The 24,783-nt window shown below is 58.4% G+C and carries 29 protein-coding genes and 2 tRNA genes; 18 read left to right on the forward strand and 13 right to left on the reverse strand.

Annotated elements, in window-relative coordinates; translation table 11 throughout:
* Positions 1-51 precede the first annotated feature (51 nt).
* The gene (gene ppsA / locus VB780_RS10905; protein WP_323351175.1) at positions 52-2,544 is read right to left on the reverse strand and encodes a phosphoenolpyruvate synthase; all 2,493 of its coding nucleotides are present in this window, start codon (positions 2,542-2,544) and stop codon (positions 52-54) included.
* A gap of 302 nt (positions 2,545-2,846) precedes the next feature.
* Between ppsA and VB780_RS10910 the strand changes: the two genes are divergently transcribed.
* The 5 genes from VB780_RS10910 to VB780_RS10930 all read left to right on the forward strand — a co-directional run bounded on the left by VB780_RS10910 (position 2,847) and on the right by VB780_RS10930 (position 5,967).
* Positions 2,847-3,059 (forward strand): hypothetical protein, encoded by a 213-nt coding sequence (locus tag VB780_RS10910; RefSeq protein ID WP_323351176.1) that lies wholly within the window; start codon positions 2,847-2,849, stop codon positions 3,057-3,059.
* 163 nt (positions 3,060-3,222) lie between these two features.
* Positions 3,223-4,005, forward strand: coding sequence for an ABC transporter permease (locus VB780_RS10915; RefSeq protein ID WP_323351177.1), 783 nt, complete (start codon positions 3,223-3,225; stop codon positions 4,003-4,005).
* Positions 4,006-4,010: 5 nt separating this feature from the next.
* Complete coding sequence (locus VB780_RS10920) at positions 4,011-4,631, forward strand: glutathione S-transferase family protein (protein WP_323351178.1); 621 nt, start codon at positions 4,011-4,013, stop codon at positions 4,629-4,631.
* Positions 4,632-4,864: 233 nt separating this feature from the next.
* A complete protein-coding gene (locus VB780_RS10925; protein ID WP_323351179.1) occupies positions 4,865-5,449 on the forward strand; it encodes a hypothetical protein in 585 nt (194 codons plus the stop codon).
* A gap of 14 nt (positions 5,450-5,463) precedes the next feature.
* The gene (locus tag VB780_RS10930; protein WP_323351180.1) at positions 5,464-5,967 is read left to right on the forward strand and encodes a hypothetical protein; all 504 of its coding nucleotides are present in this window, start codon (positions 5,464-5,466) and stop codon (positions 5,965-5,967) included.
* Positions 5,968-6,021: 54 nt separating this feature from the next.
* Here VB780_RS10930 and VB780_RS10935 read toward each other — a convergent pair whose 3' ends face one another.
* The 6 genes from VB780_RS10935 to VB780_RS10960 all read right to left on the reverse strand — a co-directional run bounded on the left by VB780_RS10935 (position 6,022) and on the right by VB780_RS10960 (position 10,776).
* Positions 6,022-6,411, reverse strand: coding sequence for a phage holin family protein (locus VB780_RS10935; RefSeq protein WP_323351181.1), 390 nt, complete (start codon positions 6,409-6,411; stop codon positions 6,022-6,024).
* A complete protein-coding gene (locus VB780_RS10940; protein ID WP_323351182.1) occupies positions 6,404-6,952 on the reverse strand; it encodes a hypothetical protein in 549 nt (182 codons plus the stop codon). The genes VB780_RS10935 and VB780_RS10940 overlap by 8 nt, the downstream gene beginning before the upstream one ends.
* A gap of 50 nt (positions 6,953-7,002) precedes the next feature.
* A complete protein-coding gene (locus tag VB780_RS10945) occupies positions 7,003-7,566 on the reverse strand; it encodes a DUF4126 domain-containing protein (protein ID WP_323351183.1) in 564 nt (187 codons plus the stop codon).
* A gap of 107 nt (positions 7,567-7,673) precedes the next feature.
* Entirely contained in the window at positions 7,674-8,825 is a 1,152-nt protein-coding gene (locus VB780_RS10950; protein WP_323351184.1) for a hypothetical protein, read from the reverse strand.
* 43 nt (positions 8,826-8,868) lie between these two features.
* Positions 8,869-9,849 (reverse strand): hypothetical protein, encoded by a 981-nt coding sequence (locus tag VB780_RS10955; RefSeq protein ID WP_323351185.1) that lies wholly within the window; start codon positions 9,847-9,849, stop codon positions 8,869-8,871.
* A 258-nt stretch (positions 9,850-10,107) separates the two neighbouring features.
* On the reverse strand, positions 10,108-10,776 hold the full coding sequence (locus tag VB780_RS10960; protein ID WP_323351186.1) for an Npun_F0813 family protein: 669 nt from the start codon (positions 10,774-10,776) through the stop codon (positions 10,108-10,110).
* A gap of 265 nt (positions 10,777-11,041) precedes the next feature.
* Here VB780_RS10960 and VB780_RS10965 point away from each other — a divergent pair.
* Both VB780_RS10965 and VB780_RS10970 read left to right on the forward strand, forming a co-directional pair.
* Positions 11,042-11,114: transfer RNA gene (locus VB780_RS10965), tRNA-Arg, on the forward strand.
* A 171-nt stretch (positions 11,115-11,285) separates the two neighbouring features.
* Positions 11,286-11,957 (forward strand): rhomboid family intramembrane serine protease, encoded by a 672-nt coding sequence (locus VB780_RS10970; protein ID WP_323351187.1) that lies wholly within the window; start codon positions 11,286-11,288, stop codon positions 11,955-11,957.
* On the opposite strand, the gene VB780_RS10975 is transcribed toward VB780_RS10970, so the two are convergent.
* Entirely contained in the window at positions 11,933-12,481 is a 549-nt protein-coding gene (locus VB780_RS10975; RefSeq protein WP_323351188.1) for a DUF1643 domain-containing protein, read from the reverse strand. The genes VB780_RS10970 and VB780_RS10975 overlap by 25 nt on opposite strands.
* A 91-nt stretch (positions 12,482-12,572) precedes the next feature.
* On the opposite strand from VB780_RS10975, the gene VB780_RS10980 reads away from it, so the two are divergent.
* On the forward strand, positions 12,573-13,880 hold the full coding sequence (locus VB780_RS10980) for an MFS transporter (RefSeq protein WP_323351189.1): 1,308 nt from the start codon (positions 12,573-12,575) through the stop codon (positions 13,878-13,880).
* Positions 13,881-13,911: 31 nt separating this feature from the next.
* On the opposite strand, the gene VB780_RS10985 is transcribed toward VB780_RS10980, so the two are convergent.
* Positions 13,912-13,984: transfer RNA gene (locus VB780_RS10985), tRNA-Arg, on the reverse strand.
* A gap of 62 nt (positions 13,985-14,046) precedes the next feature.
* On the opposite strand from VB780_RS10985, the gene moaC reads away from it, so the two are divergent.
* Positions 14,047-14,547 (forward strand): cyclic pyranopterin monophosphate synthase MoaC, encoded by a 501-nt coding sequence (moaC, locus tag VB780_RS10990; RefSeq protein WP_323351190.1) that lies wholly within the window; start codon positions 14,047-14,049, stop codon positions 14,545-14,547.
* Between the two features lie 46 nt (positions 14,548-14,593).
* Positions 14,594-15,388: an SAM-dependent chlorinase/fluorinase gene (locus tag VB780_RS10995; RefSeq protein ID WP_323351191.1), complete on the forward strand. Its 795-nt coding sequence runs from the start codon at positions 14,594-14,596 to the stop codon at positions 15,386-15,388.
* Here the strand turns inward: VB780_RS10995 and VB780_RS11000 are convergent.
* Complete coding sequence (locus VB780_RS11000; RefSeq protein ID WP_323351192.1) at positions 15,385-15,978, reverse strand: DUF1997 domain-containing protein; 594 nt, start codon at positions 15,976-15,978, stop codon at positions 15,385-15,387. The genes VB780_RS10995 and VB780_RS11000 overlap by 4 nt on opposite strands.
* A 255-nt stretch (positions 15,979-16,233) precedes the next feature.
* Here VB780_RS11000 and VB780_RS11005 point away from each other — a divergent pair, with 255 nt between their 5' ends.
* The 3 genes from VB780_RS11005 (at position 16,234) to VB780_RS11015 (ending at position 17,757) form a co-directional block, all read left to right on the forward strand.
* Positions 16,234-16,479 (forward strand): hypothetical protein, encoded by a 246-nt coding sequence (locus VB780_RS11005; RefSeq protein ID WP_323351193.1) that lies wholly within the window; start codon positions 16,234-16,236, stop codon positions 16,477-16,479.
* Between the two features lie 138 nt (positions 16,480-16,617).
* Complete coding sequence (locus VB780_RS11010) at positions 16,618-17,040, forward strand: DUF4112 domain-containing protein (RefSeq protein ID WP_323351194.1); 423 nt, start codon at positions 16,618-16,620, stop codon at positions 17,038-17,040.
* Between the two features lie 141 nt (positions 17,041-17,181).
* Positions 17,182-17,757 carry a DsbA family protein gene (locus VB780_RS11015; protein WP_323351195.1) on the forward strand — a complete coding sequence of 192 codons (576 nt, stop codon included), beginning with the start codon at positions 17,182-17,184 and terminating at the stop codon, positions 17,755-17,757.
* A gap of 7 nt (positions 17,758-17,764) precedes the next feature.
* Here VB780_RS11015 and pyrC read toward each other — a convergent pair whose 3' ends face one another.
* Positions 17,765-18,793 carry a dihydroorotase gene (pyrC, locus tag VB780_RS11020; protein ID WP_323351196.1) on the reverse strand — a complete coding sequence of 343 codons (1,029 nt, stop codon included), beginning with the start codon at positions 18,791-18,793 and terminating at the stop codon, positions 17,765-17,767.
* Between the two features lie 245 nt (positions 18,794-19,038).
* Entirely contained in the window at positions 19,039-20,136 is a 1,098-nt protein-coding gene (gene murG, locus VB780_RS11025; protein ID WP_323351197.1) for an undecaprenyldiphospho-muramoylpentapeptide beta-N-acetylglucosaminyltransferase, read from the reverse strand.
* A gap of 196 nt (positions 20,137-20,332) precedes the next feature.
* Here murG and VB780_RS11030 point away from each other — a divergent pair, with 196 nt between their 5' ends.
* The 3 genes from VB780_RS11030 to VB780_RS11040 all read left to right on the forward strand — a co-directional run bounded on the left by VB780_RS11030 (position 20,333) and on the right by VB780_RS11040 (position 23,022).
* Entirely contained in the window at positions 20,333-21,157 is an 825-nt protein-coding gene (locus VB780_RS11030; protein WP_323351198.1) for a nuclear transport factor 2 family protein, read from the forward strand.
* Between the two features lie 13 nt (positions 21,158-21,170).
* A complete protein-coding gene (locus VB780_RS11035) occupies positions 21,171-21,779 on the forward strand; it encodes a cupin (RefSeq protein WP_323351199.1) in 609 nt (202 codons plus the stop codon).
* Between the two features lie 232 nt (positions 21,780-22,011).
* On the forward strand, positions 22,012-23,022 hold the full coding sequence (locus VB780_RS11040) for a hypothetical protein (protein WP_323351200.1): 1,011 nt from the start codon (positions 22,012-22,014) through the stop codon (positions 23,020-23,022).
* A gap of 30 nt (positions 23,023-23,052) precedes the next feature.
* On the opposite strand, the gene VB780_RS11045 is transcribed toward VB780_RS11040, so the two are convergent.
* Positions 23,053-23,331 carry a hypothetical protein gene (locus VB780_RS11045; RefSeq protein ID WP_323351201.1) on the reverse strand — a complete coding sequence of 93 codons (279 nt, stop codon included), beginning with the start codon at positions 23,329-23,331 and terminating at the stop codon, positions 23,053-23,055.
* A gap of 453 nt (positions 23,332-23,784) precedes the next feature.
* Between VB780_RS11045 and VB780_RS11050 the strand changes: the two genes are divergently transcribed.
* Complete coding sequence (locus VB780_RS11050) at positions 23,785-24,135, forward strand: hypothetical protein (protein ID WP_323351202.1); 351 nt, start codon at positions 23,785-23,787, stop codon at positions 24,133-24,135.
* Positions 24,136-24,192: 57 nt separating this feature from the next.
* Complete coding sequence (locus tag VB780_RS11055; protein ID WP_323351203.1) at positions 24,193-24,768, forward strand: TIGR04376 family protein; 576 nt, start codon at positions 24,193-24,195, stop codon at positions 24,766-24,768.
* The last annotated feature ends 15 nt before the right edge of the window (positions 24,769-24,783 follow it).

Here is a 24,783-nt window from a genome sequence, read left to right on the forward strand (position 1 = left end):
TCTTTGTGAAGCTGAGGCTTGCTCTTGTAGCGTTTTTTGGGTTGCGACGGGCTATCCCATCTGCCGCTCCATATCGGCGATCTCCAGGCGGGTTTTGATCACCGTGTCGGGGTTGAGGCTGATCGAGTCAATGCCCTGCTCTACCAAGAAGCGGGCAAACTCGGGGTAGTCGCTCGGCCCCTGGCCGCAGATACCGATCTTGCGGTGGTACTCCTTCGCGGTTTGAATCGCCATCTTCACCATGCGCTTCACCCCGGTGCTGCGCTCATCAAACAGGTGGGCCACCAGAGACGAGTCGCGATCCAATCCCAACGTCAGCTGGGTGAGGTCATTAGAGCCGATGGAGAAGCCGTCGAACACCTGGCTAAATTCATCGGCCAGCACCACGTTGTTGGGTAGTTCGCACATCACATAGACCTTGAGATCATTTTCGCCGCGCACCAGGCCGTGCTTGGCCATTTCTTCGAGCACCCGGCGGCCCTCGTCGGGGGTGCGGCAGAAGGGTACCATCAGAATCACGTTGGTGAGGCCCATGTCGTCGCGCACGCGCTTGAGGGCCTGGCATTCGAGGGCAAAGCCATCGCGGTAGCGATCGTCGTAGTAGCGAGAGGCCCCGCGCCAGCCGAGCATCGGGTTTTCTTCGTCGGGCTCAAAGGTGCTGCCGCCCAGCAGGTGGGCGTACTCGTTGCTCTTAAAGTCTGACAGGCGCACCACGACGGGCTTGGGATAAAAGGCAGCGGCCAGGGTGCCGACGCCCTGGGCCAGCTTGTCGATGAAGTAGTCGGGTTTGTGGTTGTAGAGGGCGGTGAGCTGTTGAATCTCACGCTTTTCGGAGCCGTTGGTGAGGCTGTCGAAGTTGAGCAGGGCCAGGGGATGCACTTTAATGTGGTTGGCGATGATGAACTCCAACCGGGCCAGGCCAACACCGTCGTTGGGCAGCGCCGCTAGGGTAAAGGCCAGCTCGGGGTTGCCCACATTCATCATGATCTTGGTGCGGGTTTCGGGCAGGCTGTCGAGCTTGGTGGTTTCAACCCTGAAGGGCAATTCACCCCGGTAGATGACGCCTTCTTCGCCGCCCGCGCAGGAGACGGTGACGGGTTCACCCATGGTGAGCAGCTGGGTGGCGTTGTCGCAGCCGACGATCGCCGGTATGCCCAATTCCCGCGCAATAATGGCGGCGTGGCAGGTGCGCCCCCCCTGGTCGGTGACGATCGCACTGGCCTGCTTCATAATCGGCTCCCAGTCGGGGTCGGTGCGGGCGGTGACCAGCACTTCTCCAGGGCGAAACTGGGCAATTTGGTTCACATCCAGAATGACGCAGGCCTCTCCCTGGCCGATCAGGTCGCCTACGGCGCGACCTGTGGCCACGGGTTCTACCCCACTGGGAACGTCCAAAATGTACGATCGCAGCTCATTCTGCGACTTCTGCGACTGCACCGTTTCGGGCCGGGCCTGGACGATAAACAGCTCGCCCGTAATGCCATCCTTGGCCCACTCAATATCCATGGGGCTTTTGCTGCCCCGCAGCTGGCTGTAGTGGTCTTCGATGGTGCAGGCCCAGTGGGCCAGCTGCAAAATATCGGCTTCTTCGATAGCGAATCGGCCCTGATCGGCCAGGGGCACCGGCTCGTTTTTGGTCAGCTCCGTCCCTGTCGTGTCGTAGACCATGCGCAGGGCCTTGGTGCCCAGGCGCTTGTTGAGAATGGGCTTGTGGCCCGACTTCAGGGTGGGTTTAAACACCACATACTCGTCGGGGTTGACGGTGCCCTGCACAACGTTTTCGCCCAGGCCATAGGCGGCGGTGATCAGCACGGCATTTTCAAAGCCGGTCTCGGTGTCGATGGAAAACATGACGCCGGAGGTGGCGAGGTCAGATCGCACCATGCGCTGAATGCAGACCGACAGGGCGACATCAAAGTGGTCGAAGTGCTTGGTGGTGCGGTAGGAGATGGCGCGATCGGTGAACAGCGAGGCGTAGCACTTTTTGCAGGCGATCAGCACCGCCTGGTCGCCGTAGACGTTGAGGTAGGTTTCTTGCTGGCCCGCAAAGCTGGCGTCGGGCAGGTCTTCGGCGGTGGCGCTAGAGCGCACGGCCACATCAACTTCGGTGTAGGCGTGGTCTGACAGGCACGACTCATCCCCCAGACAGAGGTTTTGGCCCGCCGTTTCGCACATGTGGTGGTAGGCGTCGAGAATGGCGGATTTAAGATTGTCGGGGAAGACGGCGTTGAGGATGAGCGATCGCGCCTTTCTGCCCCGCCGCCGCAGCTCGGTCACATCGTTGACATCAAAGCCGCCCAGCACCGCGCGCAGCTGGGCATCGAGCCCGGTTTTCTCAATGAAGTAGCGGTAGGCGTAGCTGGTGGTGGCAAACCCCATCGGCACCCGCACGCCCTGGGGCGTCAGCTGCTGAATCATTTCCCCCAGGGAGGCATTTTTGCCGCCCACCAGGTGCACATCCTCTAGGCGTACTTTGTCAAGCCAGAGCACCAACTGCTGATCGCGCTGCACTGGAGACTGCTGAACCACAGACGTAGCTACCATGTCGCCACCTTAAACAAGTACTCATTAACCAAGCCACCCGATGACCAGCGCTGCCCTAAGCAGACCAACAGCGTCGTGAAACAGCCAGGAATCCGCGATTTTCTTGGGAGAGGCTGAGCGATCGGGTCGCACACCTCCATGCTAAAAACCTGGGAATCAGCTCACAACCTTGTCTAACTTTTCGTATCTCGAACGCAATAGATGTATACAACCCTCAAGCGCTCGAACAGCGGGCTCACCCACGGGCAAACAATGGGAACCGTTGTTACAGTTATTCATGAACGCTACGCAGCAGGTTGACCATGGATAGCCGCGAACTCGCCCAATTCATTGAAGTCAGAGACGGTATCTCTAAACCCTGGCTGCTGGTGCTGCTGCGCTTAAAGAAGCTGGAAGAACGCAAAGACACCACGCCCCCTGAGGTCTATATGGAAGAACTCAGCGCCCTGCACAAAGAGCTGATGGGTCTGGGCGAGTGGTGGGTGGGCAACGAAGACGAACTGTTTAACCCTTAGGGAGATTTAACCCGCCGTCGCCGTTGTTTACCATAAAGCCCCTGCCAGCTCAGGGCAGAACGGTCGGGCGAGAATCCCCCGACGCCTTAGACTATTAAGAAGCGTTGCAAATGATGTCGTGACCAATATTCTTTCCCGTTCGCGCCCGCGTCAGATCGAGGCCTTGCCCCTACGTACCCTTTGGGCCGACATGCTGACGGTGTTTTGGGGCGACTGGCTCGACCTGCGGGTGCGCATTCCCCAGGTGGCGGCCTCGGGGTTGGTGTCGCCCTTGATTTACATTCTCGCGTTTGGTCTGGGTTTGGGTAGCGCGATCGACCAGGTGACGACCCCACCAGCGGGGGACAACTATCTGGAGTTTATTCTGCCAGGGATGGTGGCGCTGTCATCGATGGTGATTAGCTTTGGCGGCACCACGTTTTCGATCTGCGGCGATCGCCTGTTCACCAAAACCTTTGAAGAAATGCTGCTCTACCCGGTGCATCCCCTGGCGCTGCACCTAGGCAAGATGCTGGCGGGCATCGTGCGCGGGCTGATGACGGCGGGCTCGGTAATTTTGGTGGCGATTATATTTACTGGGCGTTTCTGGAGCTTTGTAAACCCCCTATTTTTGCTGCTGGTAGTGCTCAACTGCGCCGTGTTTGCAGGCCTGGGGGTAATCGTCGGGCTGAATGTGAAATCCCTAGAGAGCGTTGGACTGTTCAACAACTTTTTGATTGTGCCGATGTCGTTTCTGGGTGGCACCTTCTTTGACCCGGCGACGCTGCCCGTAGCGCTGAAGGCGATCGTCTACCTGCTGCCGCTGACCTATACCACTATTGGTCTGCGGGCGGCAGCCTATAAGCCCCTAGCGGAGTTCCCGTGGTTCACGATTCCCATTTTGGTGGCGGTGGCGGCTGTGCTGGCGGCGATCGGGGCACGCCAGTTCTCTACTCAGCAAGATTAGATTTCATGTATCGCCTTTACGACTACCCGCCCTCGGGCAACGGCTACAAGGTCAGGCTGCTGCTGTCGCACCTGGGTCTTCCCTTCGAGTATGTGGCGCTGGATATTCTCAAGGGAGAAACCCGCACCGCTGAATTCTTAGCCAAGAACCCTAACGGGCGTATTCCGCTGCTAGAACTTGAGCCGGGCAGCTATCTGGCTGAGTCGAACGCAATTTTGTTTTATCTGGCACAGAGTACTCCCTTTTGGCCGACTGCCCCGCTGAGCCAGGCGGAGGTGATGCGCTGGCTATTTTTTGAGCAGTACAGCCACGAACCCAACATTGCCACGCCCCGCTTCTGGCTGTGCCACCTGGACGAACTCAACGCCTATCAGCAGGCAGCCCTGCCCTACAAACAGGAACAGGGCTACCAGGCGCTGGCGGTGATGGAGCAGCACCTTGGGCAGCACGCCTTTTTGGTAGACGAGAGCTACACCATTGCCGATATGGCCCTCTATGCCTATACTCATGTGGCCCACGAGGGCGGCTTTGAACTGGATCGGTTTCCCGCTGTGCGGCGCTGGCTAGCGCAGATCGCGGCCCAGCCCAACCATGTACCAATCACGCAAACGACCTTTGAATTTTGATCTCTGGTAAGGCGTAGTATTGCTAATCGCGAGGGGTAGGGCCTTCATGAAAACTTCTTCCGGTATTTTGGTTTTCAGCCTCCGGACACGGGCATTCTCAACATGAAGAAGGTGATGCATCTTCTTGCCTTTAGTGTTGTTTGCCAATGCCGGGAATGCGACGAGCCGACAGACATACCTCATCCGACGATAATTCAAACCAGCATCCGCGCACGAAGCGGGCTGAGCCACCATTGCCTAATGACGTCAAGCAGCTTCTGAGCACCATTCGATCGCAGCGGGATGAGGCGAAGGATCAGGTTGTCGAGAAAGCGCGACAGCTAGAAGAAAGCCAGACGCTTTACCAGGAGCAACAGGAAAAGCTGCAATCAACGATTGTTCTCTATCAGGAAACCCAGGAGCAGGCCAATTCCTACCTGGCCCTGTATACCGAGGAGCAAGCCAGGAGCAGCGATCTGGAGGTCAGGTACAATGAGGCCCGACAGGAGTCTGAAAACTACCTGGTGCTGTATAAGCAGATTGAGCAAGAGCTGAAAATTGAGCGGCGATCCAAGGCCGGCATTAAGGGCTGGGAAACCCGGCGCAAGCGGGAAAATGAGCGATTAAAGCAGGAAATTGGTGAAATGGCGATCGTACTCCGCGAGTCGCTAACTAAGAAGGATCAGGCGATTCAAAGCTTGGAAAATGTAGCGGCTCGGATGGATCGCATTCAGAGGCTGGTAGATTCCGTCGATGATGAGGCAGCCAATAACCCAGTAGGGATGCTGCAAAAGTTTCAGCGGGTATGGGCTGCTGTTAGGGAAATTATGGCGGAGTAAGGAATGGCTAACCCATGAGCAACGATTCGGCTTCGATAATTTCGGCGTCACAACCTGTGACTTTGGGCGATCGCCTGCGCGGTATTGCCAAGGAGTTACGCCAGGAAACGGATACTCAGATTAAAGCGACCTCCCGCATATTGGGCGCAGCGGCCCAGATGGCCCAAAACCATGATCAGCTGATTGGTGAGGTGGTGGAGATGGTCAAAGAAGATCTGGATCAAATGGAGCAGAGTAAGCCCCCATCTGCTTACGCAGTGCCCGATCTAAAGCAGGAGTTTAAGACCCTCAAAGCAGCTAAGGCTCATTTTGGGATCAAAGCAACTAGCTGGGATGCTCTGGCGACAAAACTGAATGAGGCCAACGGGGTTCCTATCAGTATCGAAACTGAAGTTCCCAACGCTACCCCCAGCCAGGTATTGGAGCGGCTCGATCGCATTGAGCTAGAGATTATGTCCCTTCAGCAAAGTATGGAGCAGGTGTTGGGACTGCTGCAAGAGATAGCAAAGCAGCGCTAAGTGCCTTGCCCCCGATTTGTGGGGGCATTGCACTGCGATGCCCCCACAAATCGGTTACTCTTTGGCTTTTAGCAGCGCCACTGATCGCGAGAGTCGAGCCTGAGTCTGAATCATCAGTGGCCCGCGCAGCCGCAGCCGCCCCAGGGTGAAAAAAACTAGCCCCAGCAGCAGATCGACCCCGGCCACGGCGGCGATTGCCTGGAGCCAACTCAGCCCCAGAGACTGGGCAAACACCACACTGGCGACGATGCCGAGCACCACCGCCGTGGTGAGTAGACCAGCGCCAATACCCAGCAAGATGAAGCCGCTGATCAACCGGCGGCTTTCGTAGTTGGCCTCCTGCACGGCCACATCGAGGTGGGTATCGACTAACACTGTTGCCAAACGCAGCAGCCGTCGAACGTAGCCTTCGATTTGGTCAAAGGCAGAGTCAGAGCTAGCCACGCTTGCCCCCCAAGATCAGACCCAGCACAAAGCCAATCCCCAGGGCAATCAGCAGGCTTTGCCCCAGGTTGCCGCGAGCGCGCTTCTCCAGCTCGGGCAGCATTTCGGCCTTCAGCTCTTGGATCAGGTTTTCGGTGCGCGATTCGAGGTCGTCGAGCAGATTGTCAATGCTAGATTTGTCTACCTCCAGCGACCTCACAGACTCCAGGCCAGTAGCCTCTAGGGCAGAGGTCAAGGCCCCACTTCCACTGCGAGAGACCTTACGCGCAGCCTTGCGAGCCGCTTTACGGGCAGCCTTACCCAAGTCCGGTGGATCGACTTCGATCAGGCTGGCCAGCTCGTCTAAATGGCGGCGAATGAGGGTTTGGGTATGGTCGATTTCGCCGCCAATGTAGGCTACCGCCAGATCGAGATCGCCTTCGGTGGCCAGCAGATTTTCTTCAATGAGCTGGGGCCATTCAGACAAGATCAGCGGCACCATCGCTTCAAAATGGTGCTGAAAGGCCGATTGGGCGGGGGTGATCAGATTGTTGGTGGCCATGGCTGTCTCCCGTAGCGGCGGTTAGTAGTGGGCGAGATCCTGGCGAAGGCTTAGTAGACTCGCCGTCGTTGGCGGCTGCGGCGACGAAAGACTAAGTACAAGAGTATACCCACTAAAATTAGTACCAAAATCGGCACGGCGATCGCCAGTACCGAAAGGATGGTTGAGCTAGCCAGCTCCGTGGTTGAGACGGCAATATTGCCCACTGGGCCAGCCGCTGCGGTGGAAGCCAGCCGGGTGAGCCCGGTAAAGGCCTGGGTGCTGCTGGCGACGCCGCCCCCGGCGATCAGGGCTAAGCTCCACTGCAAGAAGGGGTTCATGTCGCCGCCAGTCACAGCGGCGGTGAGAACGGTGCCTGCGATCGCCGCCGCCGGCAGCTCCACCGCATCCATCAGGTTGTCAACCACCGGCACAAAGTAGATCAGCACCTCCAGGGCGGTGGCCGCTGCCAGGGCAATAATCGCCGGAGTGGTACTCATCCAGGCCATACCGGGCGACAGCGTGAGATAGCCTTGCTGAGCCGCCACCCCGGCGATCAAAAACGGCACCAAAATCCTGAATCCGGCGGCGGCGCTGAGGCCAATGCCAATGGCAATGTGCAGCAGTACGTCCATATTTTCCGGCAGTAAAGGCCATAGAACCTAGTCTATGGGGAGATGAAACGAGATACGCCGAGTCAGCGCCCCAGGTTTTGCCGCCACCGCTAGGGTGACCGGCTAAGTCAATCGTCTCCGACAGGAACTACAGGATCTTGGCCGAGGGAAAATACCTGCCCATCGATAAACAAACGGGTAATGCCCTTGGCTTGCAGGTAGGAGCTGGTGGTTTGCAGCAGACTGCCATCGGGCACTTTTACCACCCGCTGGTTACGGCGCGAAAAGCGGCGGGCCACGTTGTGGTTTTCAAACACGGGCAGGGTGCGTGAGTCGCCTTCTTCTTCAGGAATTTGGCCCAGTTCGGCGAAGGTGCGCAGGGGTAGCACCACCAGCTCCGACGAGGTGCGCTCGACGACCACATAGCACAGGGGGGGCAGCGCCGCTGCCGTCAGGGGAAAGATCTCTAAGGCCTCAAGGTTAGTGGTAGCAGCGCCACCGCCATCCCAGGAGTAGACGTTGTCGCCATCTTCGCCGTCGCCGTCGCCGTCCTCGTCATCGTCGTAGTCATCGTCGTCGAGGCCAACGGTATCGTCATCGTAGTCGTCGTCGTCGAGGGTCGCCGCGTCATCGGGGGCGGCGGTAAGGTCAAGATGTTTGGCTGAGGGCTCAGCCGAAACAGTCTGGGCTGATTTCAGCACCGGGCGGGCGGGTTTTTCTGGAGCTGGGTCGGGCAGAGAGAGCTGGGTTGGCTCAGGGTCTGCCGCTGCTTCGGCAATATCTGCCGCGATCGCTGGAGGAGCTTCGACCATCTCGGCCACTGGATCTTCTGCTGCCGATCGCGATCGCCGTTTGCGGGTAGGCTTAGCCGCGCTAGAAGGTGCTTCTGTCACCGTCGGCTCGGCGGTCATTACCGGCAGGTCGGCTGGCTCAATGGGCGCGACCTCAGGCAGCACCTCAGGGGCTTGCTTCCGGCGGGGCTTGGTCTTGGGCTTGGCGGCAGACTCTGCTTTCGCAGCGGCAGCGGGCTCAGCTTCAATCGCCACGGCCACAGCGGGCTCTGCCTCAGCCTCAGCAGTAGCGATCGCCCGATCGGCACCTCGCTTTTGCTGAATGAGAACGCTGTATTCGTCTTTGGGCAGACTGGACTTCAGCAAGCGGCTAATGGTGCTGTTACTCACCCCATAGCGTTCCGCCAGAGTGGATGTCGTTTCTTGGGGCTGGCGATACAGGCTCAAGATAGATGTCTTGTCGGCCTCGGTCAGCTTTTTGGGTGCCATGCCATGGGTTCCGTAACAATGCCATCTAACATTCTAGAGCGCGTTACCCCCGCCGCCGCCGCGTGCTCCGCCGCGAATTTACAGAAACGGCATTCTCAATCACTGCTCCCAGGCCAAAAAACACCGCCGAGAACGTCCAGAAGACTTCCCACAGGCTGCCTTCTACGTAGGTGCCGGTGTTGACGGCGTAGGCAAAAAACATATCGGCAATGTAAAGACAAAAGGCCGCGATCGCAATCAGCTTCCACGACTGCGAGTAGCGCCCCCCCCAAAAGGCCACCAGCAGAGTACCGGCAATAATCAGCAGCACAATGTCGCCAATTAGGTATAACAGCCCCACCCCATCGGCTAGCGGCTCCAGCAGGCCGTCGAGCTGGAGCACCCAGCCGGGGGCAGATGAAGCTTCGGCGACGGGCTCTGGCACGGCTGGGGGCACGACCTCCGGCGCGGGCGGGGGTGCCTCTTGGGCCAGATAGAATGCTGGGGTCTGAGCAGCAGGCACGACCGCTGCTTCGGCCGCCGCCAGGTTGACAAAAATTGTCAGCAGAATGCCGCCCAGCCCAATTCCCACCACAATCAGCCACTGGGATAGCTCCAGGTTCAAGCGCCGCGGCAGCACCGCCTTAAACATGCCAGCGGCCAGAAAGATATAGCTAAAAATATAGAAAAAGTCGCCCAGCGACACCGCCGGGTCTAGCCCCCAAACGTTGCCCCAAACAAAGAAGAAGATGTTGCCAAAGACGTAGGACAGCAGCCCCAGGCCAATCCAAAACCAGACGTTGCGACCGCTGACAATCTGGGTGCTGCGCCAGTTGCGGAAACACAGTACCGAGGCCAGAAAAAACGCACCAGTTTCTAGCAGGTTAATGCCCAGCAAAAACCAGCCAGGCTGGGCTCCATCTTCCCCCGGGGCAGTAAACAGCAAAAAAAACAGCAGGGTAGCCACGCCCCAAGCGATGCACGCCCCCACCAGCAGTGGGGTAGACGCGGAATTAGCAGATGACGGGGTTGATGACTTACTCAAGGGTTCACTCCTAACGGAACTCGACGGCACCCATGCCGACCAAAAAGCCGCGATCGCCCCGTGGGCTCGTCTAACCTATCGCAGCGATCGGCCGACCCCAGCCGGGAGCCTGGCGCAACGCCTGAATTGTACCGACTACCCACGATCTTGGGCCGTCAGCCTGACAGAATCGTCCTAATTAGTCGCGCAGAGTAATAATTCTTAAACTCTCGAAGGCTCGCCAGTCTCCCACCCATCCAACCCCGGACGTCTGCTAGCCTAGAGCCAGCTCTTCCCCGACGGAGACTGCTGCAACCACCGCCGAAACAGAGCCTGTTCATTTGCATTCAGGTCTTCAACCGCCTCTAGGGCGCGATCGGCAAAGTTGGCATTGCCAAAGTAATCTTTGCCAATGCGGTGGGTTTCTTCTAGCAGACGTTGCAGATGGTGATCTTGCCAGGGCGGTAGCTGCGGCATCGCCAGGGGGTCTACGGTCAGCAAGTTCTTGACCGCATCGGGGCTCACCGCCTGGGGAAACTTCCAGGCGGCAAATACCTTGCTAATGTCACCCTCAAACTGACGGGCCTGCTTAGCCCCCAGCAGATCTTCCACATCCATATACAGCACTTGCAGCATCAGCAGGCAGGCTTTGATGTAGGTGGCCTCCGCTGGCGGGGTGCCCGTGTCAGGGCCAGCATCGTCAAACTGGTCAAGGCGAATTTTGCCCCAGATGCTGAAGCGATCGGGCTCTTCAAGCAGCACGCAGGCCTTGCCTCGGTTGTCGGTCAGGTCGCGCCACAGCGCCCTGGCATCGTCTTCCTGGGCGGCGGTAAACACGCTCAGCAGCCGAAAGGTTTGCCCCTGGTACGACAAAATTGGAATTTGCTGATCTTTTTGAGGATGGTGCATCGTTTTGATGTCAACATCCTGCCGCTTGAGGATAAACATGTTATGGCCTGCTGACTCCTAACTGAGGTGAGTACCTGCAGTAGGCGGCGGCTGCAACGGTAAACCGCACCCTTGTTACTGCGTCATCGTGATGGGATAAAGTCTGGAATCCCCCCGCAAACCGTGAGTTCTATCCAAGTGAGTGACTTATTTTAGCGGTACTCACCGCCTCAGCTGCATTCACCGTCAATTTTTCAATATTCTATTCGCCCTAGTCTGCCCTGAGAGCAACCGACACCCCCTAAAATGTAGAGTGATTATGTTGGGGCCATTAGCTCAGCGGATAGAGCAACCGCCTTCTAAGCGGTCGGTCGCTGGTTCGATTCCAGCATGGCCCGTTGTTTATTGAATAAGGGTTTCAGCCTTTAGGGCAAAGCCCCTACTAGCAGCTTACCCCCATCGCTGTGCCCAATCTTTCACCACTGTCGGCCTTAGGCCGCTGGGACTGGGCAGTAAGGAAGCGAAAACGCTACTCTGGCTATAGTCCTAAATGCAGACAGGCAACTCCTTTGGACGACGCAGACCTACAGGCCAAACTCAAAAAGCTAGAGGCAGAACTCAACACCGCCGCGCCTCCAGCCGCCCGACCCGCCACCGACAAACCCGCCTCAACCCCTCAGCCCTGGGTGCAGCGGCTGAAGGGCAACGCGCTGTTGCCGGTCTATCTCGTGGCTATTCCGTGGGCGCAGGAAATTATTGACCAGGTGATGTTTGGCGGTCGCTGGAACCTGCCTCTGCACCCCCGCAGCCTTGAGGGCATACCGGGCATTTTTCTGTCGGCCATTTCCCACTCGGGGTTTGCCCACCTGATTGGCAACACCATTGGTTTTCTGATCTTTAGCTGGCTGATTTTGGCCAAAAGCCGCCGTGACTACTGGATCACTCTGCTGGTGGGCTGGCTAGGGGGCGGTGTGGTGGCCTGGCTGCTCGGACCCAATAGTGTTCACGGGCTGAGCGGTGTGGTGTACACCCTATTCGGCTATCTGCTGTGCATTGGCTGGCTGGAGCGCCGGGTGGTGCCCCTGCTGATTTCGATGTTTGTGCTGATTAACTACAGCTACTTTATTTTTGGCATGTTCCCCACTCAGCCGATGGTGGCCTGGTGGGGGCATCTGTTTGGTTTTGTGCTGGGAATTGTGGCGGCCTACGGGGTGTATCAGGAGCCGGGGAAGAAGGGGTAGGAGGAAGGGGTTAGGAGAGTTGAATTGGCCTGGATGCTCCAGGGTTTTAGGGCTGTGTGGCGGGGCACATAGAGAGGGTGGCGGGGCTGGCCAGTCAGGTTGTGGCCTAGGCAGTGGCATTTGGCCTGGTGGGGAGTGAGTAGGGTGAGGACGGCGCGATCGCGCCCCAGCCAATTCCCCCAGTTCCCCCAGGCCAGCAAAATCTGGTCGGCCTGCTGGGCGACTGTGCTCAGAGCGGCATCGTTTTCGGGGCCAACGGGATCGTCAGCCTGGCGCAGTGTTTTGGGGTGGGGACTGCGGTAGGCGAAGAGGTTGACGACAGCGATCGCCCCAAACCCCCAGCCCTGGGCCAAACCAATACAGCGACGAATCGTGGGGTCGTCTACGCTACTGTCGGCCTGGCTGGGGTTGAGCATGATGATGGCTAGGGCGGAGGCCGCGCTCCACCGCCGCCCGAGGCTGTATCGGTAGCGGCCCGTGGGGTCGAAGGTGGCAGAACGGTTTATGGTCGGCAGCTGCAACATTTGTTTACATTAGAGGATGGGGCGCGGTGGTTCTGACCAGGGTGGCGCAAGCGCTGCTGAGCACCCAGCACTCTACTCGGAGACCGACGGTTTGACTATTTTCTCAACGTTTAGCCCAGCGGTGCGCACCAATTTGACGGTGTTGTTTGCGGCGGGGCTGTGTTTTTGGGCCGGGTTGGCGGGGCTGCTGCCAACTCTGCCGCTGTTTATTGAAACCCTGGGGGGCAGCGGTCAGCAGATTGGCATTGTGATGGCCTCGTTTGCCGTGGGGCTGCTGGCGGCCCGGCCCTACCTGTCGCGACTGGCCGATGAGCGGGGCCGCAAGGTGGTACTGATGGTGGGGTTGAGTGCGATCGCGATCGCCCCCTTTGGCTACCTGCTAGTGCAGTTCTTGCCTCGGGCGATCGTGCCGCTATCGCTGGGGGGGTACACCCTCACCTTAGACAGCTCGATTCTGGCGATGATTGGCATTCGCGCCTTCCACGGGTTGAGCATTGCCGCCTTTGTGGTGGCCTACAGCGCCCTGGTGCTGGATTTGGCCCCGCCCGCCAATCGGGGCGAGCTAATTGGCTATATGACTTTGGTGAACCCCATTGGTCTGGCCCTGGGGCCTGCCATTGGCGGCTTTCTCTACGAGGCGACTGGGTTCACCACAGCGTTTTTGGCCATGGGGCTGCTGGGCATCGTCGGGCTGCTGCTGGTGGCGCGGCTGCACGAGCCCTACCAGCCCCGCAGCGCCGACGATGCCCCACCCAAAGTGTTTTGGGGGCAGCTGTGGACTGGGCGGGTGCGCACTCCGGCAATTATTTTGCTGCTGGTGGGGCTGGCCTTTGGCACCCTGAGTACCTTTGTGCCCCTCTACGTGCGCGAGGCGGGCCTGGCGCTGAATGTGGGGCTGATCTATACCGCCTCGGCGGCGGCCAGTTTTATGTCGCGGCTGGTGGCCGGACGGGCCTCCGATCGCTACGGGCGGGGTCGCTTCATTACCGTCAGTCTGCTGCTCTACAGCGTGGGCATGGGGATTTTTTGGCTGGCCGAGAGCGCGCCGATGTTTCTGCTGGCGGGGTTTGTGCAGGGGTTTGCCGGCGGCACACTGATTCCGATGATTGCGGCGCTGATGGGCGATCGCTCAACGGCTAGCGATCGCGGGCGCACCTTTGGGCTGGCCATGGTCGGCTTTGACGTGGGCATTGCCCTGGCAGGGCCAGTGTTTGGCACCATCGCCGATCAGATTGGCTACCGGGGCATCTTTGGCCTCTCCGGGGTGATGACCCTGGTGGGCATGGGGATTTTTGCCACCGCCAACAGCAAAGACCTGCCCCACTCCCTGCGGTTTGCCCTGGGGCGCGGCCAGGATGTCTACGCCATTGACCTGCCTCAAACGATAAAATCCCCCTAAACGAAGCTTCGCTTAGGGGGATTTTGAAGAACGGGCGTGGAGGGATTCGAACCCCCGACCCCGTGGTCCGTAGCCACGTGCTCTATCCACTGAGCCACACGCCCTCGTGCAGGCTTTCGATACTAGCATATTCCTTTGCCCACTTTAAACCCGTGACCTAAAACCCATGACAAAAAATCCTTCGGCACCCGCCGCGCTCACCCATCTCGATGCCCAGGGTCAGGCCCACATGGTGGATGTGGCCGCCAAGGCTCAGACCGTGCGCGAGGCCGTAGCCGTGGCCACCGTTGTCATGCGGCCCGAGACGCTGGCCACCATTGAGGCAGGCAACGCCCCCAAGGGCGACGTGCTGGCCACGGCCCGCATCGCTGGCATTATGGCGGCCAAGCAGACCGCCCACCTGATTCCCCTCTGCCACCCCCTACCCATTCAAAAGGTGGAGGTGCAGATTACCCCCGATGGGGTGCTGCCCGGCTACCGCATCCAGGCGACGGTCAAAATCAAAGCCGAAACCGGGGTCGAAATGGAGGCTCTCACCGCCGCCAGCGTCGCCGCCCTCACCCTCTACGACATGGCCAAGGGTCTGGAAAAATCCATCGAGATCCGCAGCATTCGCCTGCTAAAGAAAACCGGCGGCAAATCGGGCGACTACGAAGCAAAAGCGTGATCATTGCTTTAAAAATAGCTGATGGCTATCTTGCCATTGGGATCCTATGCCCATCGCCTTACTCACCGACTTTGGCCTTCAAGATAGCTATGTAGGCGTGATGAAAGGCATCATTGCCACGCTATCTCCCACAACCCAACTCATCGATCTCACCCACGACCTGCCACCGCAGAATCTCTACGCGGCGCGGTTTACCCTGCTCAGCGCCTACCCCTATATGCCACCGGGCACGGTTTACCTGGTCGTGGTCGATCCGGGGGTGGGTACCCAGCGGCGGGCGGTGGCGGTGCAGACCTCCCAAGCTGTGCTCGTCGGGCCAGACAATGGGGTGCTGAGCGGCGTTTGGCAGAGCGATCGCCCAGGAAATCAAGGTATTCTCAAGGCGGTAGAGCTGACCAATAGGGACTACTGGCGATCGCCCCACCCCAGCACTACCTTCCACGGGCGCGACATCTTTGCCCCAGTAGCGGCTCACCTATCCAACGGCGTGCCAATGGATAATTTGGGTTCCAGGATCGATCCCCAATCCCTAATTAGCCTTCCGTTACAGGCTCCGATCGCCACGGCCACAGGATGGATAGGGGCAGTTCAGTACATCGATCGCTTCGGCAATGCCGCCACGACTATTCCTGCCAGCACAGTCACATCTAAATGCTGGAGCGTAACGATAGGGGATCGGACGCTGCCATGCGGCCAGACTTACGGGGACATTCTCCCTGGGCAAGGACTGGCGATGGTGGGCAGCCACGGCTTTGTAGAACTGGCGGTGAACCAGGGCAGCGCCCAGCAGCAGTTTGGGCTGGCCGTGGGCGATCGCATCGAGCTAATCCTTGCACCCTAGCCCTGCACCGTGCGCCCTTGGAGCGATCCCTGAGGGCTGACATGAGGCTGTTGATGGGTAGTGGCCACCCAGGCGCGGTAGTCTTCCACCAGCTGTCGCTCGATGCGGTGCTTGATGGTGCTGAGAATGCCGCCCAGGAAGGTCTTGCCGGTGCGATCGAGCACCGAGGCGGGCATAAAGCGAATCGGCGGCGGCAGTTCTAGATGAATTTGCAAGTTGGCCTGGCCCTGGAGTTCGGTGTAGGTGGTCTGGCGCTGGGGCGTGAGGCTGCCCTGCAAGGCCATGCCAAAGGAATCATTCACAAAGCTCAGGTACTCAGGGCCTTTGACCCGACAGGCCACCGATTCTAGCTGCAGGGTGCCGTCGGCCAGGCTCCACACCCGCAGGTCGGCGGTGGGTTCGATGCTGATGCCAAAAAACTGTAGGGGCCGCAAACTGAGCCGATACAGGCCATCGCCCAAGACCTCGATACGGCGCGGGTCGGTAATCGCCTGCACCAGGCGCTGGGGCTGCCGCAGGTAGTGCTCAATCGGAATCGCCTCATTGGGCACCCGCAGGCGCAGGGTTTGGCTGGCATGGAATTCTTTCATAAATGAAAGCTACCTGAAAACGGGGTGCGACCAGGGGCAGATGAAGTTTTGTAACCCCTGTTTAACAATTTAGTACGTCTTTTAGAGTTCGTGGTGTTTGCCAGGCACCGTTGGGCACCTTAAGAGACTTTGCCTAACGGCGGATGGGGAGATCCTCCCTGACCATATTCGGCTCTCCGACTCGCGAGTTTTTCTGAGAAGACGTTACATAGAGTTACTACTTACTCAGGGTCGATGGCACCCAAGGAGACCGCAATGACATTTACCCCTACTCACGTTTTGATTTCGCGCACCAAAGAGACTCCGGTGCAGCTTGTTGCTGGACCTCAGGGCTACTGGCTCTACACCGAAGCCGAAGCGCAGAAAGGCACTACTCCCGCCTTTGAGCTGCGTCCTAAGCTAGGTTTCTACTGCCGCGGGCACCAGGTCGTTGGCTTTAGCCTCCAGCCGCTGACAGTTCGGACCGCTACTCATGCCGAGGCCACTCAGCTAGCCAAGTAGCTCAGTTGACTTGGGCGACCAAAAAGCACATCAATCTGAGGTGCGACCCCAGAGCTAAATGCGATTCAATCATCTGCTGGGCTTTTTCCCTTCCTTCGACGTAAGACAACCGCTAGCCATAGCTGGCAGGATTAGCCTATGAATACCGTTAACACTGCATCCCAACTCAGAAACCTAACCCGCATCCGTCGCATCAGCCGATTGATGGATACGGCCTTCAAAATTCCCGTTCTGGGAATAAAAATTGGCTGGGATCCGGTGCTTGGGCTAATACCTGGGCTAGGTGATTTGGTTGCTACTGCCATATCGGCTTACGTAATTGTTCTGGCAGCCCGGTTTGGTCTGCCCAGGGGCATTTTGACGCAGATGATCTTTAACATTGGCTTAGAGGCCGTAGTGGGGACTGTTCCTTTGGTAGGAGACTTATTTGACGCCTTCTACAAGTCGAACGTGCGAAACCTAAAGCTTTTAGAAGCTCACCTGCAATGCGAATCAACGGCACTAGAAGAAGCGGACAGCCTCAACCTGAACAGCGTACAGAATGGTGAGGTCTACACGTAATTTGGTGGGGGCGATCGCAGAATTCTATGCGATCGCTCTTCTTTTTCTTTGCACGTATTAATCTGCCTTGCGAGGGTAACAGCATTGAGCAAACTCTCATAAACTGCTGTTGAATGCTTTAAAAACCGCTTAATTATGTCAATGCCTGTTCCGTCTCGTCCCAGCGGGTTTCGTTTAGGATCCGGCGATGTCCCCGTGCAAATAGAGGTCTTTGTCGATCTGGAATGTCCTTTTTCTAAAAAGGCTTGGCCCACGGTGCTGGCGGTAGCTAATCACTACGAGAGCGAAAGCGTTGCCATTACAGCTCACTCCATCGTGCTGTGCGATCATCGCCAGAGCTGGGATTTGACTAAGGCTGTGGTGGCGATCGCCGCATACGATCCGCTGCGGGCCTGGCAGTTTATCGGCCACCTGTACCAACACCAGGCCGACTATGGGCCAGACGCCTTTGACCACAAAACCCGTCAAGACCTGCGACAGCTGATCGAAGACCTAGCCGCCAAATTTGACCCCGCCTTGTCAAATAGCGATCTGGCTCAGCAAATCAGCGATGAAGAGGGTGCAGTGGCGAGTCGAGCCAAAGCTTCGGTTCGCTATGCGATCAGTCGCGGGGTTTGGTCAACGCCGACGGTTTTCATCAATGGCAGCCCTGTCCCTGAGCTAGAGTCAAGCTCGACTCTCAGCGATTGGCAAACGGTTATAGCCCCTACGCTCTAAGGATTCGCTACGCCATTTTCCAGGTCAGTTCTTCCCCAGCCCGTAACGGCACCAGACCAGATTCCACGAAGGGTAACTCGTCGGGAACACGCCAGGTGGTTTTGGTTAGGGTAACCTGTGCCGTATTGCGGGGGAGCTGATAGAAGTCAGGCCCATAAAAGCTGGCAAAGGCTTCTAGTTTATCAATCGCGCCGACGCTCTCAAAGGCTTCGGCATACAGCTCTAAGGCATGCAAGGCCGAAAAGCAGCCCGCGCAGCCGCAGGAGCTTTCTTTGCCGCTGAGTGGATGGGGCGCACTGTCGGTACCTAGAAAGAATTTGGGATTCCCAGAAACGGCGGCTTGCAAAAGGGCCTGACGATGGGTCTCCCGTTTCAAAATGGGCAGACAGTAGTAATGGGGACGCAAGCCCCCTTGAAACAGAATGTTGCGGCTAAACAGCAGATGCTGCGGCGTAATCGTGGCGGCGATGTTGTCGGTTGCCAGCACAAAGGCCACCGCATCTGAGGTGGTAACGTGCTCCAGCACCATCCGCAGTTGGGGAAAGCGCTGCCGTAGCGGCATCAGGTGTTTCTCGATAAACACTTTTTCGCGATCGAACATATCGATGTTGGTATCGGTCACTTCGCCGTGCAGCAAGAGCGGCATATCGACTTGCTCCATGGCGGCAAACACGCGATCGCATTTGCGAATATCCGTGACCCCCGAGTCTGAGTTAGTGGTGGCCCCGGCGGGGTAATACTTCACGGCTTTGACAAACTCAGCCGCTTTGGCCGCCCTGATCTCATCAGGGCTGGTGTTGTCGGTGAGGTAGAGGGTCATCAAGGGCTCGAACTGCTGACCAGCTGGAACCGCGGCCAGGATGCGATCGCGGTAGGCGGCGGCATCGGCGACAGAGCGCACGGGAGGCTTCAAGTTTGGCATGACAATGGCGCGAGCAAATTGGCGCACCGTATGGGGCAAGACGGCCTTTAGAGCGTCGTCATCCCGTAGATGCAGGTGCCAGTCGTCGGGGCGAGTAATGGTCAGCTTTTCCATGGATAGGAGGTGTTGTAGGGTAAGTGAAAAGTACTATTTGCGCTCTTTGCCCCTGCCCGACGAGCACTCCAGCAGTGGGAATAAGCGATGACCCTTGCGATCGCAGGTTGATACCCAAGCAGAACCAGAAAATCTGCTCATCGTTATCGATGATGAAGCATTACATACTGGCTTGATTCAAGTCATTATTTAGCCGTTGAAGTATGCTCTAAAACCGCTGAAAATAGCGCTGCTGCCGGAGAGATCTAACGGTTCAGCACCACCTGCTGAATCAAATCGGCTAGTTTGATAGCGCTATCGGCCGTGGCCAAACTCCCTGCTGCTGCCGCCATCGCGTCTAACCGCTGGGGCTCTGCCAGCAAATTAAGCACTAGGGCCTGAAATTCTGTGGCGACAATCTGGCTTTGGTTCAACATCAGAGCGGCATGGGCATCGACAAAGACTTTGGCATTGACCGTCTGGTGATCTTCTGCGGCGAAGGGGTAAGGGATCAACACGGATGGCGTGCGAGAAATCGCTAGCTCCGTCAGCGTGCCCGCTCCCGATCGCCCAATCGCCAGGGTCGCCCGATGCATCAAGGCCGCCATCGAGCCAAAGAAGGGCCGGTGGATGTAGTGGGAATGGCTGTAGCTGTCGGCGTCGGGATCGCTGCTGCCGGTCTGATGCACAATCCAGGCACCGGCCTCAATCCACGCGGGGGCAGCAGCGCGCACCAGCTGGTTCACCGCGACCGCGCCCTGGCTGCCGCCCACGACCACGATCAGCGGCACTCCATCGGGAATCGCTGGATCGGTTAAAACGGGTGGTTCTGGGGTTAAGAATTCGTCCCGTACCGGAGTGCCGACCACGAGGGTGTTGGCCTTGGGCAAATATTGGCGGGCCGCCTCAAACCCCAGCGCCACGGCGGTGCAGCGGGGGCTGAGCCAGCGGGTAACTTTGCCAGGTAGAGCGTTGGACTCGTGCAGCACAGCGGGTAAGCCTAGCGATCGCGCCGCCAGAATCGCCGGAGCCGCAATGTAGCCACCGGTGGTAAACACGCCGTCGAAGCGGCTTTTTTTCAGCAACTGCCGCACCTGTACGGTGGCCTGACCAAACTTAGCGAGTGTCTTGATTGTCCCCAGACCAGGGCGGCCCTGAAACCCCGCCATGCGCACCGTATGCAGCGGAAAATGCTCGGGCACCAGGGTGGTTTCGAGGCGATCGGGCACCCCTAGCCACTCAATAGAGTAGCCCTCTTGGCGCAGGGCTTCGGCGGTGGCGATCGCCGGAAATAGGTGCCCACCTGTGCCGCTGGCGGCCACCAGCAGCCGGGGAGATGCCGCTCGGGTAGATGGAGATGACAAGGGAACACCCTCGATGCTGAAAACGCCTCTAACTATACCAACTCCTGCCTAGAATCTATGCCCGAGGTTTTCTCTTCTTTGAGAAAAAACGGATCCAGCGCTGGCTGAAGCGGGTTGGTGCCAGGAGGACAGCTGGGCTACTACCGTGGTCGGTCGTCAAGAAACTGATATAAGGTAGACGGAGTATTTTTGGTTAATGGGGCGGTTCAGCGTGGCTAACTCGGCAGTGCGGCGGTGGAGTCTAGGAATCGTGTCGATGGCGGCGGTGATGGCGGGGGCGGGGGCGTTTGCGCCAGTCACCCAGGCGAATGTGCCCATGAACGCACCAGTCTTGGCCCAAGCGGCCCCGGCCGAGGTACAGCAGCTTTTGACCGAGCTAGAGACGGCGGCGAGCAGTCGCAACCTCGAGGCCGTGATGGCCTTCTACAGCGAGGGCTTTGACAGCGACACTGGCTTTGACTACGCCCAGCTGCGCCAAACCCTCGAAACCCTTTGGCAGCAGTATCCCGACCTTACCTACGACATTGAACTGCTGAGCTGGCAGGCCGCTGGCCCCGGCAGCTACACCCTCGAAACCCGCACCACCGTCACCGGCACCCAAACCCGCCCCGATCGCACCCTCACCCTCACCGCCGACACCACCTCGCGCCAGCGCCTCGAAAGCGGCAAGATCGCCTACCAAGAGACCCTCAGCGAAACCAGCCGCCTGGTGTCGGGCAGCAACCCACCCACCCTGCAAGTGCAGCTGCCCGCCACCCTGACCACCGGGCAAACCTACAGCTTTGACACGATTGTGGTGGAGCCGCTGGAGGAGCGATCGCTGATGGGTGTCGCCGTCGAAGAAGGCGTCACCTCCGAAGACTTTTTTGAGCCCCGCCCAGTAGTCTTCGACATCCTCAGCTCTGGCGGGCTCTACAAAGTGGGCACCGCCCCCGCCGAGCCCGACAACCGCTGGGTGTCTACAGTGGTGATTCGCGAAGACGGCATGGTGGTCGAAACCCGCCGCGTGCGTGTTGAGTAGCGCCGCGACCACCATGGCAAACCACAACTGGCTAGTCACCGACGACGGCACCTGTAGCTCCTTTGGCAGCCCCGAGACGCTGGAGCCAAGGCGCTACTACCGCCTCTATCGGTTTCTCACTGAGCTAGAAGATATTCTCGATATCTTCCACGACGACATCAGTCGACTAGAGGCTGTTACCCCGCTGGTGCGTAAGCTGCTGGTCAGCTCCTACTGGCTGCAGATGGAGTACAACACCCCCGACCCCAGAACTGGCTGGAGCGTCAATTTTCTCTATCGCGAGCACGAGTTCCCGATCACGGTGCAAATGGTGGCCTGGCTGCCGGGGCATGCCTCTACAGTTCACAATCACGGAGCCTGGGGCATTGTGGCTCTGGTGGGCGGTCAAGAGCGCCACCGTCTCTGGCGACGCGCCCCCGAACCCAACTACCCCGATCAGCTAGAGCCAGTTGACGAGGTGATTCTCAACCCCGGCGATGTTGTGGCTCTCACCGCCAATACCATCCACAGCGTAGAACCTGTGGGAGATGAGCCCACGGTGTCGTTTAACGTATACGGGGCGACTAATTTGAGCGATCGCTACGAGTTTGACCTAGAGCATCACACGGCGAAACCGTTTTAGTGAGGCAGGGAGTAAATCGCCTTGTCTCCCCCAATTCCCTTCTCCAAAAACATTTAACAGATTCTCGCCGATTGGATGAAAGATTTGGCAAGTTGGGGTAAACTTCATCAGACTATCGGGGGAGTGTCGGCTAGAAGCGTCTTTTAACCTTAAGCTACGCCAGTTTGAGCTTCCCAAAAGACCCATCAGGCCGCCCGTTTCTCCCTTTGCCACCGCCAGGATAAATCGACCTATGAGCCAGGAAGAATCTCGCAGCACCGCCACATTGCCGCCCGAGGAGCCGACCCCGGTCGATCCAGAGACCCTGGTGACCACCTATGCCGACAGCCTGATCACCGAGCTGTTCGACGATGTTGACAAAATTTTGGAGGGCGATGAAGCAGCCCTAGCAGCGGTAGAGGCGGCTCCAGATCCGGCTTCTACGGCGATCGCCCCCTTTGTCGAAACCACCGCCGAACCCGTAGATTTGCCAGCGGCAGACGCGCCCTTGGCCCCCCTGGGCACCGATCTCGATTTCTTCCGCACCGATGAGGTTGGCACCCATCCGCCAGCAGCCCCCGACAAGACCCGCTTGGGTAAGCTGTTTGACCGCATGCTGCTGACCATTACGGCACTCTCGCTGATGGGGGTTGGGGGGCTGCTGTGGTTTAGTCAGCCGGGCAATCGCTTTTCTCTGGGGCGCTCCGCTACCGAAACGGCGGCGCAACAGTCTGACGAAGAATTTTTGGCCTACTTGCAGCGATCGCTAGAGGTGATCGCGGGCAAGGTTGAGCGGGGCGAGGTGGGCACCTCTACCGTTGTCGGTCAGGCCCCTGGCGGGGTCGCTGTACCTGCGCCGCCCATGCTGCCGCCCCTGGGGGCCGGTGGTACCGTCGGCAGCCTGGGCTCTGGGCCAGTCAACGTTATCGAGCGGGTTTACATTCCCTACCAGACGGCACAGCAGCCCGCCCCGGGGGCTACGGTTCTGGTACCTCAGCCAGGGGTGGGCGCGCCGTCTGCGGTGGCCCCTACCGCACCGTCGCAGGCCCCGGTGGCGGCAAACCCGATTCACGGGCTGGTGGGTATCTTAGAACTGGGCGATCGCTCGGCAGCCCTGTTTGAAATTAACGGCGTCTCTCAGCGGGTCTACATTGGCGAGCGCATTGGCAGCAGCGGCTGGAGCCTAGTGTCGGTCACTAACGAAGAAGCGGTGATTCGTCGCAACGGCGAAGTGCGATCGATCTTCATTGGGCAGCGGTTCTAAGCAAACCGTTGTGCTGGCAACGATCTAGGTTTAGTCGCTATTGAGGTCGTGGCCAGCGTCTAAATATTCTTGGACTGACTCTTGCATCGCCATAACAGCGTTGTGCAGATTAACCTCAGTCTGGCGGGCGGCATCGGCGGCGGTTTTGACCAGGGCCGCTATGTCGGTTTCGCGCTGCTGTTTGGCACCCATGGCGACGGCGGCCGCGTTGATGCCGTCGAGGGTGGCAATGGTGCGGTTGGGAATGTAGTCGCTCACGCTGTTGATAGTTTTGGCAGGAATACGGCATGAAGACTCGATTGGGTTCATTGCAGTAGATGCTCGCTGATAGGAGTAAGCCTGTAAGGTAGGCTCTGCCAGTTCGCGATCGCAGATCTGGGGCGATGATCTAGGGATGCGATCGCAGAACAGCAAAAAACTTAAACCTGAGACGACGGCAGGGGTTGTGCGTCTGATGGGTCTCACCTACAGCCAGCTTGCCTGGCCCGGTGCTTCGATCTGTGGCCCAATTACCAAGTTTGTGACCCCAATTTACAGAAACCTATAAAGCAGAGGTGAATAGCTGCGATCGCCCTCCGCCGGGTATCAAAATTCTCGGGTATTTTCGTTGCCAGAATTGTCCTTAACAGCGGTTAGCCACTGCTGTGCTACCGCCAGCAGAGCTGGTTCTCACCCGGGCACTGCACAAGCGGGCCGCCCACCCCATTATTTTTATTTCACTAGAATAAAACCGTAGATATCCTACTCACTGGTTTTATCACTATGTCAATCTCTCGATGGTTTACCCGTGGCGTTGCCCAGCGTCTTGCCTTTGCAGTTCTTGCTGGGCTGCTGTGGCTCAGCTCTAGCCTGTTTGCCCCCGCCTACGCCGCAGACGCGCCCAAACGCTACATTGCCGCCGATGGCACCGATCTGACCGCCATGGCCCAGTGTTTGCCCAAAGAGCTCAGCCAGGGCAACTTTGCCCGCGCCCTGCGCGAAGCCCAAAACGACTTTTTAGAAAAAGTCTTTGATGTCAAAGACAACTACAACGATTACAAACTCGACGACACCGAAATTGCCTACCTCGCCTGCGTCGAAAGCAAAGGCGTCACTCCCCAGGTAAAGCGCTGATCGCCCCGGGTAGGGCGAACCCGCTATTCTGAAAGGCAGGCGTTGCGGAGTTAAACCATGGGCCTCTTCGAAGACCTGAGCAAATTTCTTGAAACCCGGCTCGACGAGTTTCTCAAAGCTAACCCCCACCTAGAGCTGTGGGGCTTAGAAGACCAGCTGCGGGGCCAAGAGCAAGACGCCATTCGCCTGCTGGGCGACCTCAAGCGCCGCGAAAAGCAGCTCGAAGACAGCATTCTCGCCACCGCCCAAGACATTCAGCGCTGGCATAGCCGCATTCAAAACGCCCAGGCCGCCAACCGCCTTGACCTAGTCAAAGCGGCTCAAGAGCGCGAGGCGGCTTTGCTGCGCCAGGGCAACCAGTACTGGGGCCAGCTTAAGGGCGTCAAAGACCAGATTGAGCAGACCCGCACCCTGCAAAAAGAAATTCACGATCGCCGCCGCGAACTCAAAGCCAAAATCGCCGAAACCCAGGCCCAGCGCACTGCCCAGCGAGCCACCACCAGCTGGGACACGGGCTGGGCTAAGACCCCCTTTGACGGATTTGGCCGCGATCCCATGGATCCGGTAGAGGAGTCGTTTCAGCGATGGGAGACAGAGCAGGAACTGGAAGAACTGAAGCGAAATATGCGGTAGTGAAGGCGTCAGGGA

Source organism: Leptolyngbya sp. CCNP1308 (assembly GCF_034932455.1).
Taxonomy (GTDB): Bacteria; Cyanobacteriota; Cyanobacteriia; order Phormidesmidales; family Phormidesmidaceae; genus Nodosilinea.

What these genes read in the sequence shown, in the direction of transcription:
- ppsA (WP_323351175.1), bottom strand. Translation starts at nt 2,544, where the DNA reads ATGGTAGCTACGTCTGTGGTTCAGCAGTCTCCAGTGCAGCGCGATCAG.
- VB780_RS10910 (WP_323351176.1), top strand. Translation starts at nt 2,847, where the DNA reads ATGGATAGCCGCGAACTCGCCCAATTCATTGAAGTCAGAGACGGTATC.
- VB780_RS10920 (WP_323351178.1), top strand. Translation starts at nt 4,011, where the DNA reads ATGTATCGCCTTTACGACTACCCGCCCTCGGGCAACGGCTACAAGGTC.
- VB780_RS10930 (WP_323351180.1), top strand. Translation starts at nt 5,464, where the DNA reads ATGAGCAACGATTCGGCTTCGATAATTTCGGCGTCACAACCTGTGACT.
- VB780_RS10940 (WP_323351182.1), bottom strand. Translation starts at nt 6,952, where the DNA reads ATGGCCACCAACAATCTGATCACCCCCGCCCAATCGGCCTTTCAGCAC.
- VB780_RS10945 (WP_323351183.1), bottom strand. Translation starts at nt 7,566, where the DNA reads ATGGACGTACTGCTGCACATTGCCATTGGCATTGGCCTCAGCGCCGCC.
- VB780_RS10950 (WP_323351184.1), bottom strand. Translation starts at nt 8,825, where the DNA reads ATGGCACCCAAAAAGCTGACCGAGGCCGACAAGACATCTATCTTGAGC.
- VB780_RS10960 (WP_323351186.1), bottom strand. Translation starts at nt 10,776, where the DNA reads ATGTTTATCCTCAAGCGGCAGGATGTTGACATCAAAACGATGCACCAT.
- VB780_RS10975 (WP_323351188.1), bottom strand. Translation starts at nt 12,481, where the DNA reads ATGTTGCAGCTGCCGACCATAAACCGTTCTGCCACCTTCGACCCCACG.
- moaC (WP_323351190.1), top strand. Translation starts at nt 14,047, where the DNA reads ATGACAAAAAATCCTTCGGCACCCGCCGCGCTCACCCATCTCGATGCC.
- VB780_RS10995 (WP_323351191.1), top strand. Translation starts at nt 14,594, where the DNA reads ATGCCCATCGCCTTACTCACCGACTTTGGCCTTCAAGATAGCTATGTA.
- VB780_RS11000 (WP_323351192.1), bottom strand. Translation starts at nt 15,978, where the DNA reads ATGAAAGAATTCCATGCCAGCCAAACCCTGCGCCTGCGGGTGCCCAAT.
- VB780_RS11005 (WP_323351193.1), top strand. Translation starts at nt 16,234, where the DNA reads ATGACATTTACCCCTACTCACGTTTTGATTTCGCGCACCAAAGAGACT.
- VB780_RS11010 (WP_323351194.1), top strand. Translation starts at nt 16,618, where the DNA reads ATGAATACCGTTAACACTGCATCCCAACTCAGAAACCTAACCCGCATC.
- VB780_RS11015 (WP_323351195.1), top strand. Translation starts at nt 17,182, where the DNA reads ATGCCTGTTCCGTCTCGTCCCAGCGGGTTTCGTTTAGGATCCGGCGAT.
- pyrC (WP_323351196.1), bottom strand. Translation starts at nt 18,793, where the DNA reads ATGGAAAAGCTGACCATTACTCGCCCCGACGACTGGCACCTGCATCTA.
- VB780_RS11030 (WP_323351198.1), top strand. Translation starts at nt 20,333, where the DNA reads ATGGGGCGGTTCAGCGTGGCTAACTCGGCAGTGCGGCGGTGGAGTCTA.
- VB780_RS11035 (WP_323351199.1), top strand. Translation starts at nt 21,171, where the DNA reads ATGGCAAACCACAACTGGCTAGTCACCGACGACGGCACCTGTAGCTCC.
- VB780_RS11040 (WP_323351200.1), top strand. Translation starts at nt 22,012, where the DNA reads ATGAGCCAGGAAGAATCTCGCAGCACCGCCACATTGCCGCCCGAGGAG.
- VB780_RS11045 (WP_323351201.1), bottom strand. Translation starts at nt 23,331, where the DNA reads ATGAACCCAATCGAGTCTTCATGCCGTATTCCTGCCAAAACTATCAAC.
- VB780_RS11050 (WP_323351202.1), top strand. Translation starts at nt 23,785, where the DNA reads ATGTCAATCTCTCGATGGTTTACCCGTGGCGTTGCCCAGCGTCTTGCC.
- VB780_RS11055 (WP_323351203.1), top strand. Translation starts at nt 24,193, where the DNA reads ATGGGCCTCTTCGAAGACCTGAGCAAATTTCTTGAAACCCGGCTCGAC.